This window comes from Acinetobacter sp. RUH 2624 (assembly GCF_000162375.2).
In the GTDB taxonomy this organism is placed as follows: domain Bacteria; phylum Pseudomonadota; class Gammaproteobacteria; order Pseudomonadales; family Moraxellaceae; genus Acinetobacter; species Acinetobacter nosocomialis.
Genome location: NZ_KI391939.1, coordinates 247987 through 274917, shown reverse-complemented (window position 1 = coordinate 274917; position 26931 = coordinate 247987). Strand labels below are relative to the sequence as shown.

General features: G+C 38.5%; 20 protein-coding genes and 1 pseudogene. 10 read left to right on the top strand and 11 right to left on the bottom strand.

From position 1 onward, the window contains the following. Positions 1-15: 15 nt before the first annotated feature. Both HMPREF0014_RS08000 and nfuA read right to left on the bottom strand, forming a co-directional pair. Positions 16-2280, bottom strand: coding sequence for a TonB-dependent siderophore receptor (locus tag HMPREF0014_RS08000; protein ID WP_004888239.1), 2265 nt, complete (start codon positions 2278-2280; stop codon positions 16-18). A gap of 169 nt (positions 2281-2449) precedes the next feature. Continuing rightward, entirely contained in the window at positions 2450-3088 is a 639-nt protein-coding gene (gene nfuA, locus HMPREF0014_RS07995; RefSeq protein WP_002054458.1) for a Fe-S biogenesis protein NfuA, read from the bottom strand. 158 nt (positions 3089-3246) lie between these two features. Between nfuA and HMPREF0014_RS07990 the strand changes: the two genes are divergently transcribed. From HMPREF0014_RS07990 to HMPREF0014_RS07970, 5 genes are all read left to right on the top strand, one after another. Beyond that, positions 3247-3864: a rhomboid family intramembrane serine protease gene (locus HMPREF0014_RS07990; RefSeq protein WP_004710083.1), complete on the top strand. Its 618-nt coding sequence runs from the start codon at positions 3247-3249 to the stop codon at positions 3862-3864. A gap of 169 nt (positions 3865-4033) precedes the next feature. Continuing rightward, positions 4034-5710 carry an arylsulfatase gene (locus HMPREF0014_RS07985; protein WP_006581217.1) on the top strand — a complete coding sequence of 559 codons (1677 nt, stop codon included), beginning with the start codon at positions 4034-4036 and terminating at the stop codon, positions 5708-5710. Then, positions 5707-6714, top strand: coding sequence for a formylglycine-generating enzyme family protein (locus HMPREF0014_RS07980; RefSeq protein WP_004888241.1), 1008 nt, complete (start codon positions 5707-5709; stop codon positions 6712-6714). The genes HMPREF0014_RS07985 and HMPREF0014_RS07980 overlap by 4 nt, the downstream gene beginning before the upstream one ends. Before the next feature lie 120 nt (positions 6715-6834). Beyond that, on the top strand, positions 6835-6999 hold the full coding sequence (locus HMPREF0014_RS07975; RefSeq protein ID WP_004710089.1) for a hypothetical protein: 165 nt from the start codon (positions 6835-6837) through the stop codon (positions 6997-6999). A gap of 541 nt (positions 7000-7540) precedes the next feature. Continuing rightward, positions 7541-9088, top strand: coding sequence for a hypothetical protein (locus HMPREF0014_RS07970; RefSeq protein WP_004888242.1), 1548 nt, complete (start codon positions 7541-7543; stop codon positions 9086-9088). Positions 9089-9132: 44 nt separating this feature from the next. On the opposite strand, the gene HMPREF0014_RS07965 is transcribed toward HMPREF0014_RS07970, so the two are convergent. The 3 genes from HMPREF0014_RS07965 to HMPREF0014_RS26195 all read right to left on the bottom strand — a co-directional run bounded on the left by HMPREF0014_RS07965 (position 9133) and on the right by HMPREF0014_RS26195 (position 12659). Beyond that, positions 9133-10467: a D-serine ammonia-lyase gene (locus tag HMPREF0014_RS07965; RefSeq protein WP_006582066.1), complete on the bottom strand. Its 1335-nt coding sequence runs from the start codon at positions 10465-10467 to the stop codon at positions 9133-9135. A 162-nt stretch (positions 10468-10629) separates the two neighbouring features. Further along, positions 10630-12261: an inorganic phosphate transporter gene (locus HMPREF0014_RS07960; protein WP_004710095.1), complete on the bottom strand. Its 1632-nt coding sequence runs from the start codon at positions 12259-12261 to the stop codon at positions 10630-10632. A gap of 167 nt (positions 12262-12428) precedes the next feature. Continuing rightward, a complete protein-coding gene (locus HMPREF0014_RS26195) occupies positions 12429-12659 on the bottom strand; it encodes a hypothetical protein (protein ID WP_033845555.1) in 231 nt (76 codons plus the stop codon). A gap of 65 nt (positions 12660-12724) precedes the next feature. On the opposite strand from HMPREF0014_RS26195, the gene metH reads away from it, so the two are divergent. Continuing rightward, entirely contained in the window at positions 12725-16411 is a 3687-nt protein-coding gene (gene metH, locus HMPREF0014_RS07950; RefSeq protein ID WP_006581215.1) for a methionine synthase, read from the top strand. 51 nt (positions 16412-16462) lie between these two features. On the opposite strand, the gene HMPREF0014_RS07945 is transcribed toward metH, so the two are convergent. After that, the gene (locus HMPREF0014_RS07945; RefSeq protein WP_004710102.1) at positions 16463-17734 is read right to left on the bottom strand and encodes a hypothetical protein; all 1272 of its coding nucleotides are present in this window, start codon (positions 17732-17734) and stop codon (positions 16463-16465) included. Between the two features lie 160 nt (positions 17735-17894). Between HMPREF0014_RS07945 and HMPREF0014_RS07940 the strand changes: the two are divergent. Next, positions 17895-18101: pseudogene (locus tag HMPREF0014_RS07940) on the top strand (LysR substrate-binding domain-containing protein); the annotation flags it as partial. A gap of 12 nt (positions 18102-18113) precedes the next feature. Here HMPREF0014_RS07940 and HMPREF0014_RS07935 read toward each other — a convergent pair. Next, positions 18114-18560, bottom strand: coding sequence for a hypothetical protein (locus HMPREF0014_RS07935; protein ID WP_004888249.1), 447 nt, complete (start codon positions 18558-18560; stop codon positions 18114-18116). Between the two features lie 172 nt (positions 18561-18732). On the opposite strand from HMPREF0014_RS07935, the gene HMPREF0014_RS07930 reads away from it, so the two are divergent. After that, positions 18733-19878 (top strand): aldose epimerase family protein, encoded by a 1146-nt coding sequence (locus tag HMPREF0014_RS07930; protein WP_004888251.1) that lies wholly within the window; start codon positions 18733-18735, stop codon positions 19876-19878. Between the two features lie 67 nt (positions 19879-19945). Here the strand turns inward: HMPREF0014_RS07930 and HMPREF0014_RS07925 are convergent, their stop codons facing one another. Then, positions 19946-21166 carry an MFS transporter gene (locus tag HMPREF0014_RS07925; protein WP_004888253.1) on the bottom strand — a complete coding sequence of 407 codons (1221 nt, stop codon included), beginning with the start codon at positions 21164-21166 and terminating at the stop codon, positions 19946-19948. 106 nt (positions 21167-21272) lie between these two features. On the opposite strand from HMPREF0014_RS07925, the gene HMPREF0014_RS07920 reads away from it, so the two are divergent. Continuing rightward, positions 21273-22061, top strand: a complete 789-nt coding sequence (locus HMPREF0014_RS07920) for a helix-turn-helix transcriptional regulator (RefSeq protein WP_004888254.1) — start codon at positions 21273-21275, stop codon at positions 22059-22061. Here the strand turns inward: HMPREF0014_RS07920 and HMPREF0014_RS07915 are convergent. After that, entirely contained in the window at positions 22028-23350 is a 1323-nt protein-coding gene (locus HMPREF0014_RS07915) for a glutaminase (RefSeq protein ID WP_002054468.1), read from the bottom strand. The genes HMPREF0014_RS07920 and HMPREF0014_RS07915 overlap by 34 nt on opposite strands. A gap of 178 nt (positions 23351-23528) precedes the next feature. Continuing rightward, on the bottom strand, positions 23529-24011 hold the full coding sequence (def, locus tag HMPREF0014_RS07910; protein ID WP_004710118.1) for a peptide deformylase: 483 nt from the start codon (positions 24009-24011) through the stop codon (positions 23529-23531). Between the two features lie 234 nt (positions 24012-24245). Between def and HMPREF0014_RS07905 the strand changes: the two genes are divergently transcribed. After that, positions 24246-25544 carry an MFS transporter gene (locus HMPREF0014_RS07905; RefSeq protein WP_004888255.1) on the top strand — a complete coding sequence of 433 codons (1299 nt, stop codon included), beginning with the start codon at positions 24246-24248 and terminating at the stop codon, positions 25542-25544. Between the two features lie 61 nt (positions 25545-25605). Here the strand turns inward: HMPREF0014_RS07905 and HMPREF0014_RS07900 are convergent, their stop codons facing one another. After that, positions 25606-26802, bottom strand: coding sequence for a hypothetical protein (locus HMPREF0014_RS07900; protein WP_002054411.1), 1197 nt, complete (start codon positions 26800-26802; stop codon positions 25606-25608). Positions 26803-26931: the final 129 nt, after the last annotated feature.

Sequence of the window (26931 nt, the reverse complement as noted above, 5' to 3'; positions counted from 1 at the left end):
TGTTACTTTTATTGATTAGAAAGAATATTTTAAAGAAGCGTAATAAGCTCGACCTGGCTCATTATAAGTTTGGCTAATAGAATTACTGTCTCTTAAAATTTGTTTATCAAATAGATTACTTACACCAACGCGTGTACTTATATTGTCTGAAAATTTATAACCGACATTAATTCCAGCAATACTATAGCTTTTTACAGTACTTGGCTTAAGCGCAGAATTCGCACCTCCTGAACCTATACCAGATTCAAGTCTATTTTCTGCAAACTGGCGTGATTTTTGACGACCATATTGAGTAAATACAAAATTTACATCTAACTGATCCGTAATGTCATAATCAAAAATTGAGTTAATCGTATAGTTTGGTACTAAAGATAATGGGTTCCCTGTTTGTTTATCTTTCGAGTCCATCATATAAGTAAAGTTGTTAGTCCAGCGGATATCACCAAAGTCTAATCCTAAGCTTCCCTCAAAACCTTGAATTAGAGCTTTAGGCGTATTTTCCCAACGCAGAATATTCCACTTCGTATTCGTCACAGCTCCTGTATTTGCATTGGTACTTGAACCATCAACTGTTCCGACAACATTTGTACCAGCCACAATTTTATCTTTATAGTCATTACGGAACCAAGTTAAGCTCGCATTCACAATATCTTTTTGGAACTGAATACCGAGCTCTTTGTTTACCGATGTTTCAGGTTTTAAATCGCCATTACCTTGTAACAAACAACGTGACTCAATATTGGCTGGACAACCATTACCATTTGTACTTAATAAATACCCTTCGGCATTTTGATACATATTTGGTGCTTTATAAGCTTTTGCTACCCCACCTTTTAAAGTGAAATAATCGTTAAGTCTTTGGGTAATATTTAAGCTTGGGCTCCAGTTAGAACCAGATTTACTATGGTCATCAAAACGTAAGCCTAATACAACATCTGTGCTGTCTGTAACTTTCAGGTTATCTTCAATATATGCAGAAGCAATACGTGATTCCATTTTACTACGATCACCTTTCGCCAATTGATCGCCATAACCTGAACCACTGCTGTCTTTACCTTGATTTGTCGAGACATTATCTTTAAATCTGTCTTCAACCCATTCCGTACCTACAGTTAATACTTGGGGTACATAGTATTCGAAAGGAATATTAGCCTCACCGTTAAAGCGAAGAGTTTCTAAACGTGAGGTGGCTTTATCATCAAGGTTATTAATTTTTCCTTCTACACTCCCCGCCAAGCCTTCGGGTAGACGTTTGTTATGCGTTTTATCATATTGAGCAACGAGTTTACTCTTACCCCAAGACCAATCGCCCTCGTGCGTTACCGCATAGCTATCACGATACATGGTATTGGTTTCTTTACCGATGAGCTGCGAAAGAATCGCATCTGCTTCTGCGTTTGCATTTAACTGAGAGTCACCAGAATAAATATTACCTTGTTTGCTAGAAGAAACATCGAACAAGACAGTTTGTTGGTCTGTTGCCTGCCAAGCTAAACGGCCTGAAATATCTTTATTTTTAACACCTTCACGGCCAGCTGCTGTACTGCCAATAGATTTATTAATATCAACATCGTCAGCTTCCGTTTTATTGTAATTACCATATAAACGATAAGACAAAACGTCTTTAATTAATGGCCCACTTACATTAAAACCAACACGATTTGATGAACCTTCTTTGGAGTCTTCAGGCTGTGAAGTATAAAACTCTACTGAACCATGAGTTTCATTAGTTACTTTTTTAGTAATGATGTTAACCACACCACCAGCAGCACCTGAGCCATATCGAGCAGCTGCTGGTCCGCGTAAAACTTCGATCGACTCGATTGCTTCTGCTGGTACCCAGTTTGAGTCGCCTCGTGTATCACGCTCTCCTTTCCAGCCATAACGGACTGAGTTACGAGAGTTAATTGGTTTACCGTCCACTAAAATAAGTGTGTTTTCAGGCCCCATTCCACGAATATCAATTTGTCTATTATTACCACGCTGCCCTGTTGCGCTATTGCCTGTCAGGTTGACACCTGGCATACGACGTACATAGTCAGAAATATCATTACGAACTGGTAGTTTTTCTAAATCTTCTTTGGTAATAACCGATACACCAAGCGATTGCTTCACTTGCTCTTCCGCTGTTACGAAAATTGTTTCCAATTTCACAGGTTCAGCAGGCTTTTCTAATGTTTGTTCAGCTTGTTCTTGCTCATTTTGTGCGGCAAAAGCCATAGACATCATACTTGCCAGTACTGAAACAGAAAGCACTGACTGGATAATACGCTTCGACATAAGTATTCCCAATATATTGATTTATTAAACATCTCTCATTTTCTGTTTCGCATTGTAACAAAGATAAATAAAATTACAAATGATATTGATAATAATTATCATTATTCATATTGAGTAATAAAAAAACCTCATTTCGAGGCTTTTTTATTTCACTTTTCAAATAATTTAATTATTTGAAATAAGCACCTTCTGCTTGCGTATGGTCTGTTTGGTCAACTACACGTTGTAGTTCAGGAATGTGCTCTCTTAATGTTGTTTCTACACCTTGTTTCAAGGTTACATCAATTGCAGAACAACCTTGGCAACCACCACCGAACTTCAATACAGCAGTTAAGCCATGTTCAGGATCATCTTGCACTTCAACTAAGCTACAGTTACCGCCGTGTCCTGCAAGACCTGGATTAATTTCCGCTTGAAGTACATAAGTAATACGCTCTTCAATTGATGCATCTGGCCCTACACGCGGCACTTTAGAGTTTGGTGCACGGAAAGTTAGCTGACCACCGAAACGATCTTTGTTGTAGTCAATAACAGCGTCTAAAAGATATGGAATAGACGGCGCATCAATGTATGCAGGGAAATCAGGATAGTCCTGTTTATAGTCCGTTGGCACCACTTCTTCTGGTGCACTATATGCCATACAGCACTCTGCACGTGGTGTACCCGGATGTTCAACAAAAATTCGAACGCCAATTCCCGGAGTATTTTGCTTCGCCAATAATTCGTGCAAATACTCTTGTGCAGATGGTGTAATCAAAAGGTTCGGAATTTCTTCTGCAACAGCAGTGTTGGTGTTCTCAGTCGACATAACAATATTCCTCAAGCTGATGCCTTTATATTAACCGAAGATGAGGTGGATTTAAAAAAAATCAACTAAATTTGTCGGATTTATACACAACGGGGTTTCAAGTTGTATTTTTAATGGCATTATTGACCTCAGTATCGATCATTTTTTAAATATTTCTTATGTTGCATTTGCCGTTTAACCATACCATTACCCTTATTATTATTACGGTCATTATCTCTTTACTTGCTTTTAGCAATCAAAACGTTATGAACCGCCTAATCTTTTGGCCGCCTGCGATGCAACGTGGACAATTTGATCGCTTCATCACACATGGCTTTATTCACGCAGATGGTACTCATTTACTCTTTAATATGATTACCCTGTTTTTCTTTGGTAGCATCATTGAAAGTTTTTATCGCCAATATTTCTACGACATGGGCTTTGTCTTGTTCTATTTGGGCGGGTTAATTTTTGCGATTTTACCAAGCTATCTACAACATAAAAATGATGCAAACTGGGCAAGTCTTGGAGCTTCAGGGGCAGTATCTGCTGTTCTATTTGCCTATATCCTGTTTCAGCCATGGAAACTTATTTTTGTATTTTTTATTCCAGTACCCGCTATTATTTTTGCAGTTCTCTATGTTGCTTATAGCATTTGGGCAGGTAAACGTGGCAATACACATATTAATCATAGTGCCCATTTATGGGGAGCAGCTTACGGCGTAATTGTAACAATTTTGATTGAACCGCGAGTGATTCCACATTTCTTAGATCAGCTTACCCGCTTACCGTTTTAAACTTAATATTTTTGAAAAGCCCGATATGGGCTTTTCTTTTTTTCTCATTTATTTATCACGATAAATTCTCAGATATTTTTCTGATTTTCTTTGATCAATTCCTTGTTTTGATTGCAAAAACCATCTGATTAAACTCAAGCACAATTCTTTTAATAATTCAGATGATACAATGAAGTACAAAGCTCTTTTATCTAGTCTTTCAATTGCATTATTTAGCTTATCTTTAGCTGGCTGTAACGATAATGATTCACAAGAAACCACGGTAAGTACTCCAAAGCAGCCCAATATTTTATTTATTATGGCCGATGACTTAGGCTATTCAGATTTAGGAGCATTTGGTGGTGAAATTCATACGCCTAATATTGATAGTTTGGCGCAAGAAGGTCGACTTTTAACGGATTATCATACTGCACCCACTTGTTCCCCTACTCGCTCGCAGCTTATTTCAGGAACTGATCATCACCTAGCAGGCATAGGTGCTATGGCAGAGCTTACACCAGACCATTTAAAAGGCCAACCAGGTTACGAAGGCTATTTAAATGAACGCTCTTTATCAATTGCGCAGGTGCTCAAAGACAATGGTTATCGGACATATATTAGTGGTAAATGGCATTTGGGGCTAACCCCTGAAACCAACGCACATGCCAAAGGTTTTGATCATTCATTTACCTTATTACAAGGTTTAGACCATCACTTTAAACAAGCTCCAAGCGCGTTTAAACGAAATTCAACCTATACCGAAGATGGGCAAATTATTCCAATTTCAGCATTACCTGATGACTTTTTCTCGACCAATTATTTTACCGATAAATTGCTGAGCTATTTAGAGTCAGGTAAAAATAGCGGTAAGCCATTCTTTGCTTATGCTGCCTATACAGCACCTCACTGGCCTATACAGGCTCCAGCAGAATACCGTGAAAAATATCGTGGCGTTTACGATGTCGGTTATGACGCCATTAGAAAAGCACGTATAGCACGTCAAAAACAGCTTGGAATTATTCCAGCAAATTTTGAAGCAGCAGAACCAATCGCCACTCAAAATGCACCACAAAAATATGGAAAATGGGAGGAGTTAACAGCTGAGCAGAAAGCACTTGAAGCCCGTAAAATGGAAATCTACGCAGGTATGGTAGAAAATCTTGATGCAAATGTAGGCCGAATTATCCAATACCTAAAACAAAATAATCTTTATGAAAATACTTTAATTTTCTTTGTTTCTGACAATGGTGCAGAAGGTTTCATTCGTGGTGGGTATGGCAGTGAATCTGGTTTTGATAACTCTGTAGCAAACGTAGGCACCCCTACTTCTTACCACTATATTGGACCACGTTGGGCTGAAGTCAGCGCGGCACCTTTTCATTTATGGAAAGATACAGCTGGCGAAGGTGCAACTACAGCTCCTGCTATTGTGAAATTACCAAATCAGAAAAAAGCTGAAGAAACCAATCATAGCTTCGCATCTGTACTCGATGTTTTTCCAACATTATTAGATTATGCCCATATTCCGGTACCTCAAGGACAATATAAAGGCCGAACCATTAATACACCAAGTGGTTACTCTTGGAAGTCTGTACTTGAAAATAAATCACAAACTATCCGTCCAGCTAATTTCAGCTTTGCCGATGAATTACACGGTAGTAAATATGCTAAACAAGGCGAATGGAAAATTGCACTTCAAGGACGCCCTGAATTAGGATCAGGTTCTTGGGAACTCTATAACATTGCTACTGATCGTGGTGAAAATCATAATGTTGCGCAGCTTTACCCTGCAAAAGTACAAGAGTTGCTCTCGGTTTATCAAAAATACACCGAACAAAATGGCGTACAGGAATATAACGCCAAATGAAATTGAAACTGGTTCTAAGCACTACAATCAGCCTGTTATTCATCACAGGCTGTAGTAAGTCTGAACATAGCTCTGACACAAAAACAGTTTTACCAAAGCAAGCCACCTCATCGGCTGCTTTGGGTTCTATCGAACAGTGTAAAAGCTATACAGGGCTTCCTACAAACTGGCTTAAAAATAAAACCGCAGGTATGGTATTCATACCAGATGGACAATTTAATTTTGGTTCTGAAAAAGCTTATCCAGATGAACTTAACTTTGGGAAAAAACAACGGGAAGTTAAAGGTTTCTGGATTGATCAAACTGAAGTCACTGTTGCTCAATTCGCAAGTTTTGTGAAGGCAACTGGTTATATTACCGATGCTGAAAAACAAAAACAGGCTGCTGTTTTTACTCCAGATCCACGTCATCCCCAACAATGGTGGCAACTCAAATCAGGATATACATGGAAAACTCCAAATGGCAAAAATGGAGCTCTCCCTCATCCTCATGAGCCTGTAAGATACGTAACGAAAAATGATGCTGAACATTATGCAGTTTGGCTAGGACGTGATTTACCAACAGAATTAGAATGGGAATACGCCGCTAAAGCAAACTCAAAAACTGACACACCTTTACACCAAGCACCTACCGATGAACATCAGCATCCACAAGCAAATTACTGGCAAGGCACATTCCCTTTTGAAAATTTGAATCACGACCATTTTACTGGTGTTGCTCCTGTCGGCTGTTTTAAATCCAACGGCTTTAAGCTATTCGATATGATTGGAAATGTTTGGGAATGGACATCCTCTCCCTATCAAGGTGCGCATGATCAACATATGGGTAATTATTCTGATTTAAGACAAAAAGAAATGAGCAGCACTCAATATGTGATTAAAGGGGGCTCATTTTTGTGTGCTGAAAATTACTGTTCACGTTACCGTAATAGTAGTCGCTACCCACAAGATTTTGATTTAGCCGCTACTCATGTAGGTTTTCGTACAATTTTACGTACGCCTTAATCGCTAAAAAAACTAGTTTAGAGTGTTGATATTTCTTAACCAAAAATAGATCGAAAAACAATCTAATAATTTCTATAGTAAATAGTAAAAGGGAGAATGATAAAAAGAGAGAACAATATGATGAAAAAATTTCTAGTTTGTGCAGCAGCAATTTTCACACTATCACTATCGGCTTGTGCAGTTTATACCCCTGCTGGCAGTGTAGTAGTTGATCCGGATTCGCCTTATCACAATCATCCAGGAGATTTTTGTCCACCAGGTCAGGCCAAGAAAGGTCGTTGTTAAAAGTTTAGATAGACTATAAGCAAATTAATCTGACTATTTAGAAAGATGATTTACAGCTTATGTATAGGGCTTCACCCAAAATTAGATGGGGCGAAACTAGAAAATTATGGTGTAAAAAAATCACCATATCCCCAAGATTTTTAAAAGACAATCTTACGTTGTCTTCCATCTAGTTTCACCCCAATTCTTTCTTATTCCGTTTGACTTTTCTTATCGTTTAATAAAAAAGTCTAGTTTTTTACTCATCATCGTATCTTTTTTATTGATACATTTTGAACATTTTATCTTCAGCTTAGATCTGATGAATTCGCTCTATACAAAATAATCATTTATGTAACGTAAGTCTATAAAAATGTTCTAGAAATGTGAAAAAAAATGAAGTTAAAATGAGATCAAATTATCATAAAAATTCACTCAAACTACCTTCATCACAAAAATAATTTAATTTTCATTTTGTCAGTTATTGCCACTCGTTTCTTTTAATTGGCATAGATAATGTATACACCTGTATATTAATACTACCGTCCAAGTGAGATATTTTATGTCCAGCCAGAGTCCAGACGAAGGTCTACAATTTCCGATACACGCTTCAACAAAAAAACAAAGTACTTCTCGCACAGGCCAAGAGATTTTGTCAGAAGCTTTATCTATTGTAGATAATAAAACTGCTCAACAGATTTTGACTGAAAAAAACTGGCGGAAAAACTATCCAAGATACTTTAAATCACTTGTTCAACATGGGCTTTCTAATAGCAATAACCCGATTACTATCGCCAAACAGGGCTTACATAAGGCTCATCATCTTTTTGACTATTTCCGCGATGGTAAACACTATCTTTTAAAAGATGCTCTGCACATCCCTACCACTAAGCCTTTAAATACAGTTAAATTTAAAGGTGAAAGTGAAGCTGCACCAGAATGGTATGTTCCATATAAAGGCCAAAAACTTAGCGGGCAAAGCTTACTTGATCAAATTCAAAAATGGGAAAATGCAGGTATTATTGAACCAAGCCATGCCAAGGCTTTACGTGAAGCTGCCGCTCATCCAGAATGGTTTGATTTATCTGATCGAACCATGGTTCTGTTTGGTGCGGCTTCAGAAGCTGGTCCTTTACCTTGGCTAGCAAAGTGGAAAGCGAATATTGTTGCAATTGATTTACCGAACCCACGAGTTTGGGGGAAAATTTTAAATACAATTCAGCAAGGAAACGCAACGCTGATTGCACCTACAATTGAATCAGTTGACTCAACAGCAAAAGCTTCTGAATTAAGAGATAAATTAGGTGCCAATTTACTGACTCAACTACCAGAAATTGCACAGTGGTTAGTTCAATTTCCTCAAAAATTAGATTTAGCTGCTATTGCTTATCTAGATGGTGAAAAACATGTCCGCGTCTCAATGGCCATGGACAGTATTATGCAATATGTGAGTGAACATAAACCTGATACAAGCTTAATGTTTATGTGTACTCCAACCGATGTTTACGCAGTACCTAAAGAAGTTGCAGAGGCAGCTCAAGAGAAATTTAAATCTCGTTCACAACTACAAAAAATGGCTGCAAAAGGTATCTCTACACTATCGCTCAAACGTTTTTTCCAAGCACCTTATCAAGACTTGATTACCAGCGAAAATGGCAAAACTTATGGTATTGCAGACTGCTTGGTAGTTGAACAAGGGCCAAACTACGCATTAGCTAAACGTATTCAACAATGGCGAGCAACACTTGCCCGTCATCAAGGCCAACGCGTGAGTATTAATATTGCTCCATCTACGACAACTCATTCGGTCACAAAAAATCCACTCCTTAAGGCCGCTTTTAACGGTGCGGAACTTTTTGATGTAGAAGCGTTTAGTCCAGAAACCACAAATGCCATTATGGCGGCACTCTGGATCCATGACTTAAGAAATGAATCTTCTGTCGCAAATCCTGAAACTGTGCTTGACCATCCTCTAGAGTTGATGATGGAAGGTGCCAACCATGGCGGTCTATGGCGTGTGGCTTATTTAGCCCGTACAGCCCTTCCTTTTGCTGCAATCTATGGTTTTGCGGCCGAAAAGCTTCCATTTAAGAAATTTTCTAAAAAATAATGAGGTTAAAAGCCCAATTCTAAAATTGGGCTTTTTTTGTGCAATTATTTGTTTTGACTATGTGTTAAATACTTTTGCATTTCATCAGGTGGAACCATACCACCACCAGTCGCCCATACCACATGTGTCGCATGCTGTAACTTTTCAGCTGACAATTGATGCAAGGCCAAATAATCACGAGTAGTTTGCACATAATATGGCCCCATCATGCCTGCCGCTGCCGAGGGCTCAACTTGGATATTCTCAGTTTGATTTAAAAGCGCAATCAGCTCATATAAACACTCATCATGAATGGTGTAGTAACCGTCAATTAACTGCTGCATAGCACGGCCGACAAAACCAGAAGCACGGCCAACAGCCAATCCATCTGCAGCAGTAATGTTATCTAAACCAATATCGTTTACTGAAATCTGATCATGCAACCCTGTATAAACACCTAGTAACATACATGGAGAGTGAGTCGGTTCTGCAAATATACAATGTACATGCTCACCAAAAGCGAGTTTTAACCCAAAACTCACTCCACCAGGGCCACCACCGACACCACATGGCAAATAAACAAATAATGGGTGTTCTGCATCGACTTTAATCTGTTTTTGCTCACACTGTTGTTTTAAGCGTATTCCTGCTACTGCATAACCTAAAAATAAAGTCGTCGAATTCTCATCATCAATAAAAAAACAATTTGGATCTTGTTCTGCTGCTTTACGTCCCTGCTCTACAGCGACACCATAATCACTGGCGTATTCCACAACATTGACACCTAATGAACGCAGTTTATCTTTCTTCCACTGTCTTGCATCGGCAGACATATGCACGGTCACTCTAAAACCGAGCTTCGCGCTCATAATACCGATTGATAAACCAAGATTACCTGTAGAACCTACTGCAATTTGATATTTGGAAAAAAATGCTCGAAATGCATCTTGGTCAAGTTGACTATAATCATCATCTAACTTGAGAAACCCTGCCTCAATTGCTAACTTTTCAGCATGAGCCAAGACTTCATAAATTCCACCACGTGCCTTGATTGAACCCGAAATAGGTAAATGACTATCTTTTTTAAGCCAAAGCTTTCCAGTAAGCTTCTGTTGTTTTTCTACAGATAAGGCTTGTTGCATATCTGCAATTTCAACTAGTTCTGATTCAATTTTTCCATGTAGTGCTTGAGTTTCTGGAAATACTTTTGCTAAGTAAGGTGCAAAACGTTCTAGCCTTGCTTCGGCATCTTTTACATCTTGCTCTGTCAGTCCTACTTTCATGAGAGCTTCTTTTAAAGGATAACGGTTCGGATTAAACCAAAATGTTTCTTGGTAATCTTGTAATGTTTGAATGAGTGGGAATTGTTGTTTGAGTTGATCGAGTTGAACCGTTTTCATCCTATATCCTTTCATCAATTTTTGAGCTAGTCACCTAGCAATAAGTATTTGCAGTAATCATTCATTCTTTACTGAGTTTATTTGAAAAAAGCGATCTTTTTTTTAAATGTGACAATAAAAAAGCCACTAATAATAGTGGCTTTTTAGATTTAAGCAGACAACTTAAATGAACTTTAAGAACAACCAATATAAACCACCTGACAAACAGATGGTCGCAGGTAAAGTAAATATCCAAGCTGACAAAATTGTCTTAATGGTATTAAAGTTTAGACCTGATTTATTTGCAACCATGGTACCCGCAACAGCACTGTTTAAAACATGAGTAGTTGAAACTGGCATACCTAAACCATCTGCTGCTGCAATAGTACTCATTGCAATAAGCTCAGCAGACATACCTTGACCATAAGTCATATGGTTCTTACCAATACGCTCACCTACAGTCACCACAATACGTTTCCAACCAACCATAGTGCCAAGACCAAGCGCTAATGCAACCGCAACTTTCACCCAGTTTGGAATGTACTGTAAGAATGAATCCAAGCTACCGCGATAATCTTTCACAAGCTTTTTCTGTGAATCATCCATTTTTGGTAAAGCATCTGCTTTGTCCAAACGTTTAAACGTGGTTGTGCTTAAATACATATCATTACGAATTTCACTAATCGCAGCTTCAGGAATATCTTTTAAGTCGCTATAGCTAGAAACACGAGCACCTAAATGATCAGTCATACTTGCCAATGCAGGTACAACTTCAGGTGTCTGTTGCTTGGTTTGAATATATTTAGTTAAAACTTCACGCGCTTTTTCATCAGTCAATTCTTGCTGATTATGGTTTAACAAAACAGCAGTTTGAGAAGAAAGCTGGTGGAATGATTGAACCTGTTGTGTATCTAGGTTTTTATTTATTGAATAAGCTAACGGTACTAAACCAACCAAAATGAGCATGATGAGACCCATACCTTTTTGGCCGTCATTTGAACCGTGTGCAAAACTTACACCTGTACAGGTAAAGATTAAAATTGCACGAATGATTGCTGGTGGTGGCTTATTACCTTCAGGTGGCTGGAATAATTCTAATTGGCGTTTGAAAATAGTTTTAACCAACAAGAATAAGATTGCTGCAAAAGCAAAACCAATTAAAGGTGAAAATAATAATGCCTTACCTACTTTAATCACCTGGTCCATATCTACACCACTGGTCGTTACGCCAGTCGATGCACTCAATAGATGGTTCATAATACCCACACCCAAAATTGAACCAATCAAGGTGTGAGAGCTAGAAGCTGGGATTCCTAAGAACCAAGTACCAAGGTTCCAAAGAATTGCAGCGATTAACAATGCAAAAACCATTGCAAAGCCAGCACCGCTACCCATGTTCATGATAAGTTCAACAGGAAGCAATGCAATAATGCCATAAGCAACAGCACCACTTGCGACCATTACCCCAAGAAAATTACAAAAACCAGCCCACATGACTGCAACTGGTGCAGGCAATGCATTTGTATAAATGACCGTTGCAACTGCATTAGCAGTATCGTGGAAACCGTTTACAAATTCAAAGCCCAATGCAATGAAAAGTGCAGTAGATAAAAGAATAACCGAATAAAGGCTCAAAGGTGGAACATGCGCTAAATCAGCACTAACCTGAAACCCAATATAAATAAGTGTTGCAACAATAATCGTCAGAAACACCGGCATAAAAAATTTCGGTGTTGGGACGTGTACATTCGTCGATTTTGCTTGCAGGTTTGCCGCAAGTTTTGAATCCGAAACAGGGGGTAGATTAGAATTCATGCAGACGGTAAGAGGATAATAAAATCCTCTGTATTCTTAAATTAAATTATGACAATTATATGACAAAGAGCCGCCTGATGAAGTCAATTTTTTATATTTTGACCTCATTTGATGCACCTTTCCCCGATCATTTTTATTTTATTTTTAAAATACAATAACTTAATTCATTATTTATGAGCTCCTTTTGTGCTTATTTTTACAGCAAAAAAATAAATAAAATGGCCTATATGTCTATTTTTCATACAGAACAACTGTAATATTTCGGCATATTGAGCATGAAATATTTCAATATCATGATCATTTGATGAATATTTCATGAAAATTCTTTCGTTTTTGTCATAAAACACCCTCTTTTTTATTTTTTTACTTATTGTCTCATGACCTTCGTAGGTCATCATTTGTGCTGCTATTCTGTTACAATAGCGCCGCATTTTTAAATTCATATAAAAGATCGGGGTTTTCTATGTCTACGCTTGCCACCCTAAAAGCGCTTCTTGCTAAACGCATTCTGATTATTGATGGTGCTATGGGAACTATGATCCAGCGCCATAAATTAGAAGAAGCCGACTACCGTGGTGAGCGTTTTGCCGATTGGGCACATGACTTAAAGGGTAATAATGACCTTTTAGTTTTGACACAACCTCAAATTATTCAAGGCATTCATGAAGCTTATCTTGATGCTGGTGCAGATATTATTGAAACCAACAGCTTTAATGGCACGCGTGTTTCAATGTCTGACTATCACATGGAAGATCTTGTTCCAGAGATTAACCGTGAAGCAGCACGTTTAGCCAAAGCAGCTTGTGAAAAATATTCAACTCCAGAAAAACCACGTTTTGTTGCTGGTGTACTTGGGCCTACATCGCGTACTTGTTCAATTTCACCGAATGTAAATGACCCTGCTTTTCGTAACATTACCTTTGATGAGTTAAAAGAAAACTACATTGAAGCGACTCATGCACTGATTGAAGGCGGTGTAGATATCATTTTGATTGAAACCGTATTTGATACATTAAACTGTAAAGCAGCGATTTTTGCAGTCAAAGAAGTCTTTAAACAAATTGGTCGTGAATTACCAATTATGATTTCAGGGACAATTACCGATGCATCAGGTCGTACTTTAACGGGTCAGACTGCGGAAGCTTTCTGGAACTCTGTGCGCCATGGTGATTTGCTTTCAATCGGTTTTAACTGTGCCCTTGGTGCAGATGCTATGCGTCCTCACGTAAAAACCATTTCTGATGTCGCAGATACTTTCGTTTCAGCACACCCCAATGCGGGCTTACCAAACGCATTTGGTGGATATGACGAAACACCTGAGCAAACTGCAGCTTTCTTAAAAGAATTTGCTGAAAGCGGTTTAATTAATATTACTGGTGGTTGCTGTGGTACGACACCAGACCATATTCGCGCCATTGCCAATGCAGTCAAAGATATTGCACCTCGCCAAGTACCTGAAACCGTACCTGCTTGTCGCCTAAGTGGTTTAGAGCCATTTAATATTTATGATGACTCTCTCTTTGTAAACGTTGGTGAACGTACTAACGTTACCGGTTCTAAAAAATTCTTACGCCTCATTCGTGAAGAAAACTTTGCCGAAGCTTTAGAGGTTGCACAGCAACAAGTGGAAGCTGGCGCGCAAATTATTGACATTAACATGGATGAAGGGATGCTCGATTCGCAAAATGCGATGGTGCATTTCTTAAACCTTGTAGCATCAGAACCTGATATTTCACGTGTGCCAATCATGATTGACTCATCAAAATGGGAAATCATTGAAGCTGGCTTAAAATGCGTACAAGGTAAACCGGTTGTTAACTCCATTTCCTTAAAAGAAGGTTATGACGAGTTTGTCGAAAAAGCCCGCCTCTGCCGTCAATATGGTGCCGCAATTATTGTGATGGCCTTTGATGAAGCTGGACAAGCTGACACTGCTGAACGTAAACGCGAAATCTGTAAGCGCTCATACGATATTTTAGTGAATGAAGTAGGCTTCCCTGCTGAAGATATTATTTTTGACCCGAACGTGTTCGCAGTAGCAACTGGCATTGAGGAACATAACAACTACGCGGTCGATTTTATTGAAGCAACAGGTTGGATTAAACAGAACTTACCACATGCCATGATTTCTGGTGGTGTATCGAACGTTTCGTTCTCGTTCCGTGGTAATGAACCCGTTCGTGAAGCCATTCACTCGGTGTTCTTGTACCATGCCATTAAGCAAGGCATGACCATGGGTATTGTGAACGCTGGGCAAATGGCAATTTATGATGATATTCCAGCCGAGCTAAAAGAAGCTGTTGAAGATGTCATATTAAACCAAAACCAAGGTGAATCTGGTCAAGCTGCGACTGAGAAACTGCTTGAAGTAGCAGAAAAATACCGCGGACAAGGCGGCGCAGCTAAAGAAGCTGAAAACCTTGAATGGCGTAATGAGTCGGTTGAAAAACGTCTTGAATATGCACTAGTTAAAGGTATTACGACTTATATTGACCAAGACACCGAAGAAGCGCGCTTAAAATCTAAACGTCCTTTAGATGTGATTGAAGGACCGCTGATGGACGGTATGAACGTGGTTGGTGACTTGTTTGGTTCAGGCAAAATGTTCTTACCGCAGGTTGTGAAATCTGCCCGTGTAATGAAACAAGCTGTAGCATGGCTCAACCCCTACATTGAAGCTGAAAAGTCTGAAGGACAATCTAAAGGTAAAGTCCTCATGGCAACGGTAAAAGGCGACGTACACGATATTGGTAAGAATATTGTAGGCGTGGTACTTGGCTGTAATGGTTATGACATTGTTGACCTTGGTGTAATGGTACCTTGCGAGAAAATCTTACAAACCGCAATTGATGAAAAATGTGACATCATCGGGTTGTCTGGTCTGATCACTCCATCTTTAGATGAAATGGTATTTGTTGCGAAAGAAATGCAACGCAAAGGCTTTAACATTCCTCTATTAATTGGTGGTGCGACGACATCTAAAGCCCACACGGCAGTAAAAATTGACCCTCAGTATCAGAATGATGCAGTAATTTATGTTGCCGATGCTTCACGTGCTGTAGGTGTTGCTACAACCTTGCTTTCTAAAGACATGCGAGGTGCATTTATTGAAGAGCACCGTGCTGAATATGCCAAAATTCGTGAACGTTTAGCCAACAAACAACCAAAAGCGGCCAAACTGACTTATAAAGAGTCGGTTGAAAATGGTTTTAAAATTGATGAAAGCTACGTGCCACCAAAACCAAATCTTTTAGGAACACAAGTTTTAAAGAATTATCCGCTTGCAACACTCGTGGATTATTTTGACTGGACACCATTCTTTATTTCATGGAGCTTGGCAGGTAAATTCCCGAAAATTTTAGAAGATGAAGTGGTTGGTGAAGCTGCAACAGATTTGTACAATCAAGCTCAAGCAATGTTGAAAGATATTATCGACAATAACCGTTTTGATGCTCGTGCCGTATTCGGTATGTTCCCTGCTCAGCGCACTGATGCAGACACAGTGAGCGTATTTGATGAAGCGGGGCAAAATGTTACGCATACTTTTGAGCACTTACGCCAGCAATCTGACAAAGTGACAGGTAAACCAAACTTGTCTTTGGCAGATTACATCCGTGCTGATAGCGAGCAGCAGGACTACTTAGGCGGATTCACTGTATCGATTTTTGGTGCAGAAGAATTGGCAAATGAATACAAAGCCAAAGGTGATGATTACTCTGCAATTTTAGTTCAGTCACTAGCCGACCGTTTTGCAGAAGCTTTTGCCGAACACTTACATGAACGCATTCGTAAAGAGTTCTGGGGTTATAAAGCTGATGAACAGCTTAGTAATGAAGAACTGATTAAAGAGAAATATGTCGGTATTCGCCCTGCACCAGGTTACCCTGCTTGCCCTGAGCACTCTGAAAAAGCAGTATTGTTTGACTGGTTAGGTTCTACCGACAAAATTGGTACTAAACTGACTGAACACTTTGCAATGATGCCGCCATCTTCGGTAAGTGGTTTCTATTATTCTCATCCACAAAGTGAATACTTCAACGTAGGTAAAATCTCTCAAGACCAACTTGAAGATTATGCAAAACGTAAAGGTTGGACACTAGATGAAGCAAAGCGTTGGTTAGCGCCGAATTTAGATGACTCGATTGTTTAAGTTTAAATAGTAATAAAAAATCCCCTCTAGTGAGGGGATTTTTTATCATATTTAATCAATAATTCCTGGAATATAAATCATTCCATTGAAAACATCTTCACCTAATTTAACATTATTAAATCTAAAAGTTTTTTTATCATTATCCATAGATAAACCTGAACAAGATTTATAGCGATCTCCACAAACTATTTTTTCATTTTCTTTCGTAGTTTCAATTGAAATATGACCATTGAATTCTTGAATTACTTCCAATGGATAAGCTCCTGTTTGCCCTATTAAACTAATAGAATATTTTTTCTGATCATTTACGACATAAGCGAAACCATAATTTTGGCGCAATATAGGATATATTTCTTTATTAATTAAAATATTAGAAGTATTCCTAGGAATATTATATTCCAAATCTAACACTCTAAATTTATTTCGTTCTTTATCAAATAAATTCAAGTTCTGTATATTAATAGATAGTATCTTTTCATTATCTCCCCACGAGATCGACGAAGCAGGAACTAAGCCATAAAAGGAAAAACCTGGTTCATAATTTGTTAAATTATAATTTCGAACTTTAAGTTGTATATCTTTAGAATATTGATTATTATTACTTTCTTTAAATATTTCAATATTCACAATATCATCATCTTTTTTAAAAACAAGTTCATCTACACTACCAATGTTTTTATTATTTCCATCTTTATAAATAATAATATCTGAATTCATATCAGATAATTTATATACTTGATTATCTAATTCGAGGATACCTATCCCACTTTTTCTTGGAAATCTATCTTTATTAAAACCCACCCAGTTAGAGGGTATTTTTAATTCTAAGTTACCTGTAATTTTTGCCGTTAAATCTTTTTTTTCTATCCAGTCAACTAAATAATTTTTCCATAATTTATTAAAATTATTTTTAAATCTTATATTTAATTGTCTACTATCATTATCAAAACTATATTCCGTATTATCTGAACAGTCTTCATAATTTATACAAAATAAAACACTCATATCATTATATTTATTTATCCAAGCAAGTGAGGCAAAACGTGCCTTATTACTTTCAGCCAAAAGCTGTAATTCACCATAAATAGGAAGGTCCGTTTTATCGGGTTTGTTAAAATAGAGAGTTACATCTGAGCTATTTCCTTGGGCTATTAAGCTATATTCCTCTTCTTTTACATTCAAGTTAACTTTATCATTAAAATTTTCAGCTTCGATTGTAAGCATATTTTTTTCATACTCATTTTCTTCTCTTTTGGACTCCTCCCCACAACCAATTAAAAAAATAGTACTTAATACACTTATTTTGATTAGTTTATAACTCATAAGATCCTCATATTAATTTTTTGTTTTTTAAATCCCTACAGATATTATCATCAATTACAAATATTAATACCATTAAATTCAATTATTTATTTTGAAAAAAAGATAAAATCAACCTTCCAAGTCTCTATCATAATTTTTAGTTTTAAAAAACTCGATATTTGAAGCAGCTATGCATGGACTAGGATTTGTTTTGGAAAGTAATTTACTCACTCAAAATTATTTGGACTCAGGAAAGTTGGTTAGAGTTTTTGCAGATGAACTATCGATTCCTATTTCTGCTCATCATTTGGTATATCCTCGAACGCATCAATTTATTCCTAAAATTGAACTGTTTTTAAACTGGATTCATGATGAGTTAGCAGATTGAGAAAGTGATTTCTTAAATGATCTGAATTTCCTCAACTCTTAAGTGATGCATCATCTCTCGAACAAATACAAAGTAGGTAAAAACATAAACCTGATCTCGAGCCACTTGGTTTGTGTAGTAGCTTAAACGCTCAATAAAATCATTAAATCCATGCTCAAGCTCAATACGGCTGATTTGCTTTTTAGCACTAAAAAATAACTCACTGAGTTGTGCCATGGCGGTATCAGCCGTAACAACTACCCCACTTATCTTTAAATTTCTGAGGGGCTGAGACTCGATGATTTCTTCAATAAAATAAATCATCTTTTCAACCGCAAGCTCATCAACAACGCCATTGCTGATACTTTTTGAATTAATAAAACCCAAACCCAGTTCAAGTTGAATGTGCTGGTTGTCTAAATCAAATGACAAGCCATTAAGAGCAAGTGAAAATTTTAAAACTGAGACAGAATGAGTCATAAAAATAGCTTACCGCTGAGTTTTATTAATAGGAGTAGGGCCAGTTTGTTCAATAGTTAGAGTTAACAGCGCTAATCCTCATTAACACTATATATAATAAAAACCTCTTTAAAAAGACGAAAAATCAATCTTATATTCATGCAATCTAACTATTAAAAAATAGAGTATAAGCATGAAAAAACTAGTAATTTTAGGTGTTACGATTTACAGCTTTGCACAACTGGCAAATGCAGCAACCTTAAATGTAAAGCCATATGGCACGACTCAAGACGGTCAAAAAGTTGAACTCTATACCATGAGCAATAACAAAGGAGTCTCGGTATCTTTTATTAGTTTCGGTGGTGTAATTACCCAGATTTTGACTCCCGATGCACAAGGCAAACAAAATAATATTGTTTTGGGCTTTGATGACTTAAAAGGCTATGAAGTCACTGATACCAAGGAAGGCATTCATTTTGGTGGTTTGATTGGTCGTTATGCGAACCGGATTGGTAATGCTAAATTTAGCTTAGATGGAAAAACGTATAACCTCGAAAAAAATAATGGCCCGAACTCATTACATAGCGGGAATCCTGGTTTTGATAAACGTGTTTGGCAAGTTAAACCCCTCGTCTCTCAAGGTGAAACCGTTAAAGCTTCTCTGAAGTTAACCAGTCCAAATGGTGATCAAGGTTTTCCCGGAAAATTAGATGTAGAAGTAATCTACAGTCTTTCAGATCAAAATGAATTCAAGATTGAATATAAAGCCAAAACTGATCAACCTACAGTCGTCAACCTTACCAACCATAGTTATTTCAATTTATCAGGCGCTGGCAATAATCCTTATGGTGTGCTCGATCATATTGTCCAACTCAATGCAGACCGTATATTAGTAACCGATCAAAACTCTTTACCAACAGGTGAAATTGCTTCAGTTGCAGGTACGCCTTTTGACTTTCGGAAGCCTAAAGCAATTGTGAAAGATATTCGAGCAAATAATCAGCAACTCGCCTATGGATATGGCTATGACCAAACTTGGGTAATTAATCAAAAGTCTCAAGGGAAACTCAATCTTGCAGCGATTGTGGTTGACCCAAAATCTAAACGGACCATGCAAGTCTTAACCACTGAACCAAGTGTCCAAATGTATACAGCCAATCATTTACTCGGAAATATTGTTGGCGCAAATGGCGTACTCTACCGACAAGCAGACGCACTAGCATTAGAAACACAGCATTTTCCAGACAGCCCAAATCAACCGGCTTTCCCGTCTACACGTTTAAACCCAAATCAAACTTATAACAGTGTTACTGTATTTAAGTTTGGTGTTCAAAAATAGTCTTTTTAATGAGGCTATGTGCATATTAAAAAGACTCTCAGTTGAATATGGCTGAGAGTCTTTTCATTTATTTAACCTTTGTGTTTGGTAAAAGTGCTGTTGCAAAACCAAGTAATGGCAACAATGAACATAAACCAAATACCCATTCAATACCGTTAATATCCGCTAAATGCCCCAGCCCAGCTGCGGCAATACCACTTACCCCAAACATAAGGCCAAACATTAAACCCGCAATCATACCCACACGGCCCGGAACAGCTTCTTGCGCATACACCACCATCGCTGCAAAAGCCGATGACAACACCAAACCAGCAATAATTGAAAAAACTGTTGTCCAAAATAAGTTTGCATACGGCATCATTAATGCAAATGGCGCCATACCAACAAATGAAACCCAAATCACAGCTTTACGGCCAATCTTATCGCCAATTGGGCCACCAGCAAATGTACCTACTGCCACAGCCGCCAAAAAAGCAAATAGGTGTAATTGAGCTGTTTGAATACTGATATGGAACTTTTGAATTAAGTAAAAGGTAAAGTAGTTACTAATGCTCGCAATGTAGGTAAATTTGGCAAACATCAACACACTAATTGTGCCCAAGGCGATAATGAGCTTACGGCCATGCAATTTAGTATGTGCTTGGGTAGCACGCGCAACTACCTGACTTTTAGCATGACTCACGGTCCAACGGCTTACGCCAAATAAAACCCAAATTGCTAAAAGTGCAAATATCACCAAGCCCGCAACTGCATGTTGTCCAAATGGAACAATTAATAACGCTGCTAATAATGGGCCAATGGCAGTACCTGTGTTTCCGCCCACTTGGAAAGTCGACTGAGCTGTACCGAAGCGCCCGCCCGATGCCATTCGTGCTACCCGTGAAGCTTCTGGATGAAAGGTTGCGGACCCGACTCCAATAAGTGCAGATGCACATAACAACACAGCAAAACTTGGTGAAAATGCCAACAAGATAATGCCGCAGAATGTGACGACCATTCCGAGTGGGAGAAGATACGGTTTTGGATGTTTATCGGTATAAAGTCCAATCCAAGGCTGTAGCAGAGAACCTGTAATTTGATATACAAACGAAATCAGGCCAACCTCCGCAAAACTCAGCGAAAAGTTTGCTTTTAGCATTGGATAGATGGCTGGTAACACCGCCTGAATTAAATCATTCAGTAAATGTGCAACCGCCACGGCGCCTACAATTTTAATAATCATTCCTTGAGGCTGATCATTTGCAACGGTATTGGCAATACCATCTTTCAATTGTATTGAAGACGTCATACCTGAAAAACTCCAATATTTTTAAATGAGATGCTTATTGTAAATTGTCGCTTATAAAGTTATCTTCCAATAATCATCGTATAAGTGACAATTTCTAGGATAATTTATGTCCGATTCTCTTATTCAGTCCGATTTGTCTGAACTGGTGATTGGGCTATCTTCCGAGCATTCTTACCGAGAAATCACCCCAACCCATACGCATACACGTGCGCAGTTTTTATATGCATCTACTGGAACTATTCAGGTGTTTACACCGAATAATGTGTGGATTGTGCCACCCATGTGTGCGTTATGGATTCCAGCACATGTAGAGCACAGTGTGATTTCACTGAGTCACGTGAAGTTAAATACGGCATTGGTTGAAGTAAATGCAGCCCCTCTAATGGGACAACATTGCTTTATTATTCGGGTGAGTAACCTGTTGCATGAACTTTTAATACGTTTAAATGAAATTAAACGAGAGGAAATTCCAAATACACCGACCTCTCAAGAGCTTTCCCGTTCTTTACAAATTTTGATTTTTGAAGAAATACATCGGGCCAATTTGTTGTCTATCCAGATTCCGTGGCCGAAAGACAAAAGACTCTTAAAAATTTGCCAAGAGTTATTACATACCCCTGACAGTTCAAAAGATTTAACAGATTGGGCTGATGATATTGGCACGAGTTCTAGAACTTTAATGCGTATGTTCCAGAAAGAAACTGGGCTATCTTATCGGGCATGGATACAGCAAATGCATATTGCACTTGCCTTGAGTAAAATCGCGAATGGTGAATCTATTTCTCAAATTTCAGAGTCACTGGGGTATACAAACCCCAGCGCGTTCAGTGCGATGTTTAAGCGACATCTAGGAAAAACACCTCAGCAATTTAGAAGTGCCGCGATGTCGCTATAAGTCTTTTTTTTTGCAGGGAGGTCATGCTTTTCGAGCAAATCATCGAAATCGTGATAAACATGAAGTTCTCTGTCTTTACCAGTTCTCGCATGATCTAGGCGCTGTTCTGGATCGACTAGAACAAGTGTATGTCCATCATCAATTAAACGATCTAAGCCTTCTAAAAACATACGTTTACCCACATCGTGGATAAGTGAAATCTGAGTTAAATCAATGACGATTGTGCTTTGATCAATTGTCTCGTCTTGTAAAATACGCAATAACATTTCAGCTTCAGTAAACTTCAACACACCACGCAGCACATACACACTCAATGATGCATCTTTTCCAGTACGATAATGGCTTTGTACAATGGTTTGTGCAGAAGGTGTTCCTTCCATGAGGTGTAACCCCATGTCACGAGATAATCGTTCTAAAATATCAATACCTCGAACACTATGACCATGTTCATCTAGTCGAGGTGAAAAAGCAGCCATACTGACCTGACCAGGTAGCACGCCCAAGATACCACCTGCTACACCACTTTTAGCAGGAATACCTACAGTTGAAAGCCAGTCACCCGCGGCATCATACATACCACAGCTCATCATGACACTGAGTACTTGTCTAACCACAGATCGATTTAGTAAGCGCTTTCCAGTTTTAGGGTCGACCCCACCATTGGCAAGCACACTGCCCATACGTACCAAGTCTTTCACTGTAACCATAATCGCACATTGGCGAATGTACCCATTCACAATATCGACTGGGTCAGTTTCTAAAATCCCTACCGTTCGCAACATATAACCGATCGAAAGATTACGGTAGGCTGTTTTGACTTCCGAATCATAAACAGACTCATCAAAACTTAATTCGCGGCCTGCAAGCTCGCTCATAAAACGGCGTAGAATTTCTGCGCTATGCAAACCATGTTTGACCTGAATCAAGGAATGTACAGTAATTGCGCCAGAGTTAATCATTGGATTTTTTGGTCGGCCGTCTTTACCCAATGAAATTTCATTAAAGGCTTCCCCTGAAGGCTCCACCCCTACTTTCGCGAGTACTGCATCAATGCCAAGTTGTTGCAAAACGTAGGCATATACAAAAGGTTTAGAAATCGATTGTATGGTGAACTCAACATCATCATCGCCGACCGAATAAATTTCCCCATCTACCGTAGACATTGCTAAAGCTAATCGATTTGGGTTTGCATTTGCCAACTCAGGAATATAATCGGCGAGATGACCGCTATTATCGACGTCACAGGCTTCTATAACATTTGCCAAATAATCTGGGAGAGGGGTTTTCATGGTCAGTAACCTTAAATGAGGAGATTTACAACATCGCGCAAAATTTCAGCACAACCTGCTGATAATATTAAAATTATATCTTTTGTAATGATTTAAATATCACGCTATAAGTATTGTAATTCCTATAACTTCTCCATTTCAAGCTCATTATAGGTTTTTCAAAACTTTAAAGAGATGGTTAGCTTATTCTTTCTACAAACAAGATCCCATTTAAATGATCAATTTCATGTTGAACAATACGAGCAGGAAAACCATGAAAAACGCTTTCAATCGTCTCACCCTGAAGTGTTAAGTATTTCACCTTAACCATTTCTGCGCGTTCAACTTGTCCACGTTCGTCTGGCACACTTAAGCAGCCTTCTTCACCTAAACAAACTTCGTTTGAGAACTCTAAAATTTCAGGATTTACCATAACCACAGCATCCATTTCAGGTGCATCCGGATAGCGTGGATTTGGTCGAGATGCCACAATAATGACGCGTTTAGAGATATAAACTTGCGGTGCTGCAATCCCCACCCCATTACGCTCAAGCATTGTTGCATGCATAGCGTCAGCAAGCTGATAAAGCCAATTACTGTTTAGCTCATTTGCCGAAACAGGAGCCGCGATTAATTTCAAAATATCTTCACCGCGCTTCGCGACAGGTAAAACTACGCTCATCCTTTGAATCTCTCATTAAACTGGCTATGACAAGTTTTATTGTGTCGCTGAACAGGCCAAAAGAAAAGTCATTCCGACATCTGTTTTTGTTTCATCTAAAGCATTTTTTGTTTTAAAGCTTTTTTAGCTTACTAAGTAAAATCCACATATCCCTATAGAACAAATTTCCTCCATTTACTTTTATTTCACTTTTCCATTAATATCCTAACTTCAATTACAACAACTAAGTAAAAAATGGATCAGGAATTAACTTTGCAGGACGCGAACTATCTCACTAAAGAAGATAAACGAACCCTCGCCCTTTCTTCATTGGGTGGCGCTTTAGAGTTTTACGATTTTGTGATTTATGTATTTTACGCAAAAATCATTTCCGACCTCTTTTTTCCAAGTACGCTTAGTCCGTTTTGGGCCATGCTCAACACTTACGGCATTTTTGCAGCAGGTTACTTTTTCCGCCCTTTAGGTGGGGTTATCATGGCCCATTTTGGTGACTTGGTCGGGCGTAAGAAGCTCTTTTCACTTTCAATTTTGCTGATGGCACTGCCTACCCTATTTATCGGGATTTTGCCCACCTTTGAAAATATCGGATATTTGGCACCTCTACTTTTATTGCTTATGCGTGTGGTGCAAGGGATTGCGATTGGGGGGGAAATTCCAGCTGCATGGACCTTTGTATCGGAACACGTCCCTGAAAGAAAAATCGGACTGGCAAATGGGTTACTCACCGCTGGGCTTTCTTTAGGAATTTTACTGGGTGCACTGATGTCTTTATGGATTTCACTGAATTTTAGTGAAGCACAAATCCATGACTGGGCTTGGCGTATACCTTTTATTGCAGGTGGTATTTTTGGTCTAGTTGCACTTTATTTAAGAACGTATTTAAAAGAAACACCTGTATTTAAAGCCATGCAGGCACGTAAAGAAATTTCAAAAGAAATGCCTGTAAAACAAGTCTTAAAAACGCATAAAACAGCGGTTGCGATTGGCATGTTATTTACATGGTTTTTAACGGGCTGTGTGGTGGTAGTGATTTTAGCCATGCCAAATTTGTTGATTGGTTCATTTGGTTTTGATCGTGCACAGACTTTTGAAATGCAAAGCGCAGCCATTATCATGCAAATGGTCGGCTGTATTTTGGCTGGTTATTTTGCTGACCGTTTTGGTTGTGGCAAAGTCATGATGATCGGTGCGCTTGCTGTGGCACTTACAGCGGCAGTTTTTTATCACAGTTTAGGTCATGCCGCACATTCAACCATTTTTGGTTTATATATGTTGTTAGGTCTATGCTCAGGTACTGTCGGCATGGTGTCGAGCAGTATGGTTAAAATGTTCCCCGCGCCTGTTCGCTTCTCTGGCATTTCGTTTTCTTATAATTTGTCTTATGCAATTGTTGGTGGTATGACCCTACCTTTAGTTCATTGGCTCAGTCAATACAGTGATATTGGTGCGATGTATTATATTTTCGCGCTAACAATTTTGGCCTTTGTAACTGCCTTTGTGTTTTGGAATAAGTTTGAAAAAAACAGGTATTAAAAATTTTCACTTATTAAATAAAAAACCACGCCGATTGCGTGGTTTTTTAATACTGCTTACTTTAGAAAGTAAACCCGATATTAAAGTTAATACGGTATAGCCATTTATCACTGTTAGGTGAAGTGGCAGAGGTATACCCTGTTGAGTTGGTCGAGCCACCAATAATGTTGGAGTTTTTACCCCACGTATAGTCTGCCCAAACCATAAATGGCGAAGCAATAAACATCATGCCTGTAGTGTTCATTTGCGAATCTGACCAATCATCACGTTTTTTATCGAGATAACTATAGTCATTATAAAACTTAATGGCTTTTAGTTTGCCCATATTGGTCACAGGTAACGTATAAGCAAGGTTTAAACTGGCAATCGTACCTTCTGAAGCAATGAAATAAGCAGGTGTAAAGCCATTATTACCCATTAAAGTCATGTCATTATTTACACCATCTGGGTTTTTAGCATCATATTGATAGTGAATGACAGAACTTTGTAAATTAAAGCGATTGTAGTTGTTTTCGGTATGTAAACCGACTGCATAATATTTGCCGTCTTTATCGGTCACTTTGTTATGTAACTGTGCAATCGCGCCAGAAACACCAAACTCCTGCTTACCAAAATCGGTTTCTAACTTGCGAACAATGCGGGTATTGATTTGATTGCGCTTTTCATTTTGATAGGCTTTTTGAGATGGAAATGCATTTCCTGCCAAATCATCATAAGTTGCACTCTCAGGTGAATAACGCAAGTTGGTCTCTAACATTTGCGGGTAGTAACCGAGTTTTACATCCCAATCTTTGTCGTGATAATTCCAGTTAAGTCCCGGCGCAATGTTATTTCCATACCCTAAAAAGAATGGAATGTGATAGGTCCAGCCATTTTGCGGATAGGGATAAATTGTAAAAGGTTTATAAACCAGACCTGCTTCAATGCTGTTATTGGCATTTAAGTTATAGCCAACGTATGCCTTTTCAATAGATGTTTTCTGCTGATCTTGAAATAGATAGCTGGCATTGATGTAAGCATCATCAAACTTACCTTTTAAATCGACTCTGAAAATATCAAAATAGAGCTTACCGAAACCGCGGTTTGGGCCTTCCCAATCTTCATAGCGCTGATTTAACCGAACCACCCCACCTAACTTTAATGAGTCGGTGCCGTCATCACTTTTCCATTCAAGCAATGAGTCTTTTGCAAATGCATTGACGCTTACCCCCATCGTAAGCTGCGCAATGAATGCCATGATCAATGAAGTCTTTTTCATCTCTACATCCTTGATTGAGTTCCAGCGTCCTGCTGGAACTTTATTTGTTTTACCTGTAAAACTTCGTTTTTATTGTTTTTTAGACAAAAAAATTTATCTAAAAAAAGGATGGCTTAGCAGCTCCCATCG